We start from the raw sequence: 7,878 nt of genomic DNA, 5'->3' as shown, positions 1-7,878 counted from the left end.
GCCTCGCCCAAGGCGCTGGCGCGAGCATCGGTGGTCACGCTCAGGAACTTCATACCGGTCTGCGCTAACTTCTGCAACTTTTGTGTCTGGCCATGGGCGCTCATGCACCACCCGGCCAGCAGCAGGACTGCAATTAGCGACCTTTTCATGGCAGTACCCTATGCTTGGATCCGCTTACCGGATAACCACCAGCTTCTCCACCGCGCTCTTGCCAGTCTTGTGGTCGGTGACCACCACGAGGTAGACGCCGCTCACGATCACCTGGTTCGAGGAGGTGGTGCAGTTCCAATAAGCATCACCTGTCCCGTCGGTGTGCTCGATAGTCTTGATGAGTTCACCACTTTCCGTGAAGATGCGAATGGTACACTCGCCCGGAATGTTGAAGAAAGCAATCTTGTCCCCTTCACCCGGGAAGAGCAGATTGTTGGGGTCTGCGGAGATATTGTACGGGTTTGGCACGATGCGAATATCGCTCAGCTTCTCCCCCGCAGGCCGCTTCAAGTTGGTGGGGTCGTATGCCTGCGTATAGTAACGATTGCTTTTCAGCGTGTGGGCAGGGATGTTCAACGCCGGGTTGCCCGGCATCTCAGGCCCCACGGCAACTACGTAGTAGTAGTACGACGGGCCGCGCTCCAGCTGGGTGTCTCTGAACGAACGCTCATCTGGTCCGGCGCGATAAACGAGGGTGTAGGTGCTGTCATACCTTCCCTTAGCTCGATAGATTTCGAAGCCCAACGGGCGAGGCCCCTCGTCGTAGACTTTCCACTCCAAGTTGATGCGGTCACCGCCACCGTTGATGTACACCTCGCTAGGTGGAAACTGCGGTTCGGCTATGGTGTAGCCGGAGCTGTGGTTGGCAATGGCACGCCGGAAGGTCTGGAACAACGAGTCGCGACCGGTGAGCACCCACTGATTCTTGGTGCGGGCATCGATTATGCCCTTCTTGTATTGTCTGCCGATCTCGATGCACATCTCCCGACTGAGCCCGGCGGCTGCTTCAGCCCACACAATATGGATGCTCTCCCCCGGACGCAACGTGTACGGCCCATAGCCGTTGCAGGCCGAGAAACCGCCTGGGGTGCCCAGCGCCGGATCGCCAGTGGGCGAGGCAAAATCGCCGCTGGGTTCCACCTTGTCGCAGTGCCGCGGCGACATGTGCCCCTTAGACATCCAGCCATACTCCGACTCCATGCGCGCGATATTGAACGGGTCGTTCTGAGAAGTGTTCGGCGCGTCAGAGGACTCGTAGGTGGTGGTAGATGGCTGCATGGGGTCGTCGCTAGGATCGGTGGGTGAATGGTCAGCATGGAGCGTAACCACGCCGATGAATTGCGCAGCACCCAGCCTCCCTACGGTGTCCGCGGCACCGATATAGCCCGCCGAGCCTTGCGGGCTCCAGATGGGCGCCCCGATGTTGTCGTACAACGTGAAGGGCGGATACTTTCCATGCCATCCAAACTGGCAGCGGAAATTCTCATTGGGGGGATCGACCTTCACCCCATCACCTCGCGCGTCCAGCATCAAGTTTATGCCCCAGCCGGTGGCATTGCCGATCAGATAGCGGGTCTCGCGACAGACCGCCCACCGGAACTGGAAAAAGAAGTAGACGTCCTCAAGGGTCTGATTGGGCAGTTCGATCTCGGGATCGTCATCTACATTGCCTGTGTTGGTGAAGGTGTAGTCGCAGACGATGTAGTTGTCGTGATACGGATTGCTAAACTGGAAAATCTTGCGCGTCATGGTAATGCCGAGCTGGCAGTTGGTGACATTGATGATCATCCTGTCTGCCTTCATGCTCGGGTCGACGCGGTTGTTGTCCACAGGTTTCTCGTACGAAAGTGCACCATCCACAAAGACCACTGGTGGCTCGAAACGGCTTACCATCTCCATCTTGATGGGGAAGAACTCGCCACCGCCAGACACGCGCGGTCCCACGTGCACCACCTTGTACGGGAAGAACATGCCGTTCTGATCGGTGAAGTTCTTGCAGCCGATCCACAGCGCCTTGGCCGCCTGCATGTCCTGGTACTGGTAAATGGCCGGCCATTGCATGCCGTACTGCTGCACCTTCATGAAGCCGTGCTCGATCTCGGAGCCAATGCTGGAGTACCAATTGTGCAAGGAGCCCACGGCCATCCAGCGAATATCGTACTGACCAAACAGGGACCCTGGCAGTGCCAGCACCGCACTGAGCACTGCCACTATCCAGAATTTTTTCTTTGTCCAGGCGCTCATCGCTCTGCCCTCGAGGTTCGGTTGAGACCAAGCCCGCTAATAGTTCACCCACAGCCGAATGCCCCAGTACACGTCCCGCGGATGCAAGAAGGTGAAGTACTGCTGGTTCGGCATGTCGATGTGGGCCTTCTCGTCCAGCAACTTCTTGAGCTTCGGCTCGGGCACCATCACCCACTGCCCACCGATGCACTCAAAGAAGTTGTCCCTGCTCTTGTCGTAATAGATGACCTTGGGGTCAAGCCTGCTCACATCGCTCATGTTCGGCACGAATTCCATGGGCTGAAATTTCACGCCGTCTTTCCGGTAGTCGCCAGGCTTGTCGTTACCCGGGATGTTTCCGTAGGCAAGGCGGTTGCCAATACCTGCTGGCAGGTGGAGCGACTTCATGTAGGCCTCATAGTCCTTGCCGTCGACAAAGCCATATTGAGTCATGTAGCGGATGTTGAACAGGTTGTAGACATCCACAAAGAACTCCACGTTGGCAAAGCCGAGACGCAAGTTCTTGCTCAGACGGAGGTCCACGTTGTAGTAGTCACGCCACTGGACGTTGTACTGAATGCCTGGTATAGTCCCCCCTCCGGTCCAGGTGAAGTGGTAGCCGGAGCGCCACACGGCCAACACGTTCAAGCGCCAATCGCCGAGGAGTGACAGGCCGAGCACCTTGGGGCCAAATTCCTGCGGCGTGAAAAAGTCGATATTGGCGCGCGAATAGGGCCGCGGCACCGGCTTCTCCTGATAGTGCGAGCGGGTCTCGCGTTCATAGCGGCGCTGCTCGGCGGGGTTCTCGTAGTAAGTGCCGAAGCCAAAGTTGCCGGCGGTGGTCACGTCGTAGGTGTAGTTCACGAAACCCTGCACCCACGGACCACGATTCTTGCGCAGGGTCAGCTCGAAGCCACGCGTGTCCTGATAGGAGTACGGCTTGGTGACGCTGTAGTTGACCTTGTTATCCCGACTGACATACGTGACCAGCCGCGACTGCAGAGAAGCGTCTTTATAGTACCCTGCCAAGCGCAGCAGGAACTGATTGAACAGGCTGTGCTCATACCCCAACTCGTAAGCGATCGTCCTGGGCAGCGGGTTGTTGGGGTCCGCGATTCTGGTCACGGCGTTGTTGTCTGTGAACCGACGCAGCAGGAAGAGGTTCTCGGGCAGCGGCAACTGCCGGAAGTGGCCATAGTTGAAATACAGCTTGCTGTTGACCGTGATGGGGAACGCCACACCCAGCCGTGGGCTGAGTTCTATGATGCGTTTGGTAGGCTCCTTGGCCAGCAGGGTGTCGATGCCCAAAGACCTTTCCGCTGAAAAGGCGCGGGTGAACGGATCGTACACGTACCACTCGCCGCCAGCGTGCGAATAATCCAGACGCAGACCGACGTTCGCTATCATCCCCTCGAATTCCAGGTTGTCCTGCACGTAGACCGCACCGCGCACTGGGTAGGTGTGCCATTTGGACTTGGACCGGCCGCTGGGCAAGAACTTGTCCACCGAGGCGTAGTTGACGTTGTTGTCGGTGTAAACAAACTCCACGCCGGTCTTCAGGTTGTTGTGGCGGTTAAGCTGGCTGGTAAAGTCCGCGCGTAGTGACCAGACGGTGACCTTGCTGCTGTCGCGCGAGTTGCTCATGCCCACGCCCATACGCAGGCCCACAATGCCGGTGCTCGGTGCCGGTTGGTAGCCGAACGGCGCCTCGTCCACCCAATAGTTGTTGCCGAACAGGTAGACCCGTGAGGTGTCGCGTGCCCGCCCAGGATTGGTGTCGTAGCTGGTGTGGTACCGCTGGAGCGTGATTTCGTAGAAAGTGGCAGGGTTCAGAACGTGGGTCAACTTGGCACCGAGGCTGTTGCGCTTGTAGGTGGAGGGACACCAGTAGGCGTCGCCGAACATGCGGCCGTCAATGTACTTGGGGCCGTTGCTCAGGGCATCAGCTATACTCTCCGGGCTGCGGAAGATGCCAGGCAGACCTGAGTTGTTGTCATTAGTCCCGTTCTCACCGCCCATCATCCCTTCCACCATGAGCTTCAAGCCGGGCCTCAGGTCAGAGGTCAGCTTGAGCTGCGCATGGTAGTCGCGGTACCAGTCGGTAGAAAGGGGCACCACATACATCTCGCGCGTGCGCCGATAAGAGGCAAAAAAGCGCAAGTCACCGAGGAGTTGGCTCACCACAGGCACCGGGCCGCCGAAGCTCATGTCGACGTCATAGTCGTGGTCCCTCACTTCCAAAATGCGCCGGTGTTCCCACAGGAACACCTGTTGCGCCGCGGCAGGGGTGAGGTCGTCGTTGGGGTCGTCGTTTGCCAGGGTTTTGGCCGAGACCGCATTCCAACCCTCAAACTCGACGAATTGCTTCTGCGTGTAGGAGTCCCAGGCGCCGTTCTTGGTGCCGGTCCAGCAAACGGCGTCGTCCACGTAGGGACGGATCCAGTAGGAGTCCCGGGAGTAGGGCGCGTGGCCGAAGTGCTTGGGCCCAGGCGGGCGATACCTCCCCAGGAACCCGAAGCTGTACTTGTCCCTGCTGCCCTCCTTGGTCACGACGTTTATCAACCCAGAGCGGATGTTGCCGAACTCGGCGCTGAAACCGCCGGTCTGAATCTTGATTTCGTCAATGGAGGTATAGCTGATGCCAGTATAGGGTTGGAAGGTCCTCTCGTCGCGCAGGGAGAAGCCGTTGACAACAAAGTTGGTCTGCTCGCTGCCTCCGCCACGGATGGTGAGCCCTATGACACCTGCCTCCAATCCCACCACCTCGGCAACCCGCACCATGGGGAGCGCCTCGATCTCCTTGAAGTTCAGGCTGGCCACGCTGGCGGAGACGTCCTTCTGCACCACCGGCCGCTCGGCCACGACCGTGACCTCCTGCCCCATCAATGTCTCCGGCTGCAGCTGAAAGTCCACGGTCGTGGTTTGGTCGATGCTCACTCGCACCTGCGTGGCGGTGACCCGCGTGTAGCCGATCATGGAGGCGCGCATGGTATAGGTGCCAGGTGGGACGTTCAGGATCACGTAGTAGCCTTGCAGGTTGGTGGCCGCCCCCATGGTCGTCCCCTCGATGACCACGTTGACGCCCGGAAGCGGTGCCTTTGTCTCCTTGTCAATGACGGTGCCGGCGATCTTCCCGGTGGTGCCAGCAAGGCAGACGCACGCCATCCCGACGACAAGGAGAGTCACAAGTAGCTTGTTAAGCTTCATGACGTGCATTCCTCCGAGGTAGGCCCAGGTTTTCCCTCCCCCTCACGTGGTGCTCGTCCAGCCGCTCCAAGCTCGATAGCCGCGGCACCCCTCCCCAGCCAATCTGCAATATAGCCCTTTTTTCGAAAAAGTCAAGAGAAAAAGTTGGCAATGTGGAGAGCTCAGGGAATAGGTCAACCTCCCTCTATTCCAGCGTAGGGCTGCCAGTGGGCCGTAGCGCTCACATCCAGAAAGAAATACGGTTCTGTCGCTCTGGTATAAGCGCAAAAGAACAAGGTGGGCAGGCCGCCCGGCACTGTCTCATCTAAGATGTACCCCTTTACCTCAAGCCACGCCCCCTGCTCCTCTATGCGTTCCCCGTACCCCCACTCCTCCTCGTGCCTGGCTCCGCTCTAGGGTAACCGCACGCAGTGTGTCACCGCCTGCCCGTCGCCCGCGGCGCTGCGGGGCTCGCTACCCGCGGCAAGCGACCCGGCCTCCGCCTCCCGAGCCTGTTCGGGCCCGCTAACCTCCCTCGCGCACCCACCCAAGAACATGCCCCCGCAGGCCAGCCACAGCAGTGCCACTGCCAGGCAGCCCGCATCGTCATGGGCCAATGTCCTCATCATAACGTGCCCTCCTCCGCTTGGCGTCGACGATATTCAGCTCTCCTCTTGCGCCAAGCGCCCCCGGAGGGCTCCGCCCGGAAAAAAAAAGACCTGAGCGCAGGGCGCCACCCGGCACCTCACACTCAGGCCTCTCTCTCCCTCCTGGGCACGCTATCCGCCCGCAGCGCTCCCCATCCCCTCGGGGGGGCAGCATGCGGGCTCTTTGCCCCTCCCAGTTGCCTCTGGCTATGTCCAGCTGCCTCAACCATTGCGCTGCCCTCGTAGCTTTCGGCACCCCAGCCTCGGAAGCGGGCCGGCAGAGGGCGGGGCTGCGCACGTAAGCGAATTGGGCAATAGGTGCGCCAGCCACTATGCGCCAACCCCGCCCGCACCGTCGCGTTCAGGAGAACTTTCCGCCTGCCCGTCGCAGCTGAGCCGAGGCGTCAGAAAGCGTAACTCACACCGACCGACAGGTCAAAGCGCTGGTGGACTCGGTCCCAGTCCAAGAAGTAGGAACCCCCCGGCCCATTGCGCGTTGATAACCACTCGACGAGAGCGTGCGCCTGCATGCTCGGCGACACGGAATGGGCCAGCCCTAGCGCAGCTCTCATGCTTGGCCTGGCAGCGCGGTGCCTGTGGTGGATCCTGTAGCGGAACCCGGGCAGCTGCACGCCGGAAGGATCCCACCACACGTCCAGCACTTGCCACATGTATCCCTGCCCAAGCTCAATGTAAGGTTCCGTCGCTCCAGTGTGCAGGTACACCCGCACGGCCAAAGCCGGGCACACCAGGTATCCTTCCGCGGCCAGGGGGATCTCGGGACGAGAGGAGCTCACGCCCCAGAACGCTCCCATTTGGACGTCATGCCTCTCCACGTACCCGAGCGGCGATCCTGCATCAAGTGACAGCACAGCTGCTAGCCGGTCAAGTGGGCGCCAACTCATGGACACGCGTGCCCATGCAGCCCTCCCGACTACTGCATCAAAGTCCCCGTCCCATCGCTGCCGCGTGCTGCTGTCCAGCATTGTGCCGAACCACCCCAGCGAGAAACGGGGCTCGCTGCCGGCACCCAGCATGCTCGCGCCAGCCTGAACCTGCACAGCAACCCTGCCGGGCCCCGCCATTGCCCATTCGGCCAGCACCAAGAGCAGGGCCACCAGAACCACCGACTTTTTCATGCTAGTACCTCCTCCAGCGACGACCCAAAGAGAGATGAACACTTCACGGAGCATATGATACCCAATACATCATATCTATTGAAGATACCTTGTCATTGATGCTCTCTGGGATGCCGTTCTGCCACCAGATCTCCCCTTCCCAGTCGTCGTCAAAGTCTTGGTGCCCGTTCTCGAACGTGTGGCTGGGCCCGCTGCGGTTTGCATGCTTCCAGACCTGCAGCTTGTGGGGTGTGGTTTGGTAAGGGTACCACCCGACTGACGCCCAGGAGTGCGAAGAAATGCAATCGTTGAACCCCCCGGGGTAGTTCTGAAGGCAGCAGGACTGGCTACTGCTAAGGTTCCAAATCACCTTATGGAAGTAGCCGGCTCCCTGCGTCGCCTGCGAGAAACGGAAGGAATCACCGCCGTAATGGGCGTCCTTGAACACCTCCGCCAGGTCCCAGCAGACGTACTGCGTCGCCTTGCGCAACTGGGTATCAGGGATCTCATCGCTCACAACCGACGTGACCCGCTCGCTTGCGCGGTCGTAGGTGAATACCCGGTGCTCCTTCACCTCCCAGCCACCTGCGGCGCACCCGTCCTCAGAACAGGCAGCCCGCACCGACATAGGCCAATGTCCTTTTCATAACGTGCCCTCCTCCGCTTGGCGTCCACAAGACTCAGCTCTCCTCTTGCGCCAACCGCCCCCGGAG

General features: G+C 60.0%; 5 protein-coding genes. All 5 read right to left on the bottom strand.

Annotated elements, in window-relative coordinates:
- Positions 1–174: 174 nt before the first annotated feature.
- The 5 genes from H5U38_01750 to H5U38_01730 all read right to left on the bottom strand — a co-directional run bounded on the left by H5U38_01750 (position 175) and on the right by H5U38_01730 (position 7,793).
- On the bottom strand, positions 175–2,235 hold the full coding sequence (locus tag H5U38_01750; protein ID MBC7185737.1) for a hypothetical protein: 2,061 nt from the start codon (positions 2,233–2,235) through the stop codon (positions 175–177).
- Between the two features lie 36 nt (positions 2,236–2,271).
- Positions 2,272–5,421 (bottom strand): TonB-dependent receptor, encoded by a 3,150-nt coding sequence (locus H5U38_01745; GenBank protein MBC7185736.1) that lies wholly within the window; start codon positions 5,419–5,421, stop codon positions 2,272–2,274.
- Positions 5,422–5,813: 392 nt separating this feature from the next.
- Complete coding sequence (locus H5U38_01740) at positions 5,814–6,029, bottom strand: hypothetical protein (protein MBC7185735.1); 216 nt, start codon at positions 6,027–6,029, stop codon at positions 5,814–5,816.
- A gap of 422 nt (positions 6,030–6,451) precedes the next feature.
- The gene (locus H5U38_01735; GenBank protein MBC7185734.1) at positions 6,452–7,186 is read right to left on the bottom strand and encodes a hypothetical protein; all 735 of its coding nucleotides are present in this window, start codon (positions 7,184–7,186) and stop codon (positions 6,452–6,454) included.
- A gap of 43 nt (positions 7,187–7,229) precedes the next feature.
- Positions 7,230–7,793, bottom strand: a complete 564-nt coding sequence (locus H5U38_01730) for a hypothetical protein (protein MBC7185733.1) — start codon at positions 7,791–7,793, stop codon at positions 7,230–7,232.
- Positions 7,794–7,878: the final 85 nt, after the last annotated feature.

This window comes from Calditrichota bacterium (genome assembly GCA_014359355.1).
Taxonomy (GTDB): domain Bacteria; phylum Zhuqueibacterota; class Zhuqueibacteria; order JANLFK01; family Oleimicrobiaceae; genus Oleimicrobium.
This window is presented reverse-complemented; position numbering and strand designations above follow the sequence as displayed.

Bases quoted from the DNA above. Each gene is read 5' to 3' on its own strand.
- H5U38_01740 (MBC7185735.1), bottom strand. From the start codon at position 6,029: ATGATGAGGACATTGGCCCATGACGATGCGGGCTGCCTGGCAGTGGCA.
- H5U38_01735 (MBC7185734.1), bottom strand. From the start codon at position 7,186: ATGAAAAAGTCGGTGGTTCTGGTGGCCCTGCTCTTGGTGCTGGCCGAA.
- H5U38_01750 (MBC7185737.1), bottom strand. From the start codon at position 2,235: ATGAGCGCCTGGACAAAGAAAAAATTCTGGATAGTGGCAGTGCTCAGT.
- H5U38_01730 (MBC7185733.1), bottom strand. From the start codon at position 7,793: ATGTCGGTGCGGGCTGCCTGTTCTGAGGACGGGTGCGCCGCAGGTGGC.
- H5U38_01745 (MBC7185736.1), bottom strand. From the start codon at position 5,421: ATGAAGCTTAACAAGCTACTTGTGACTCTCCTTGTCGTCGGGATGGCG.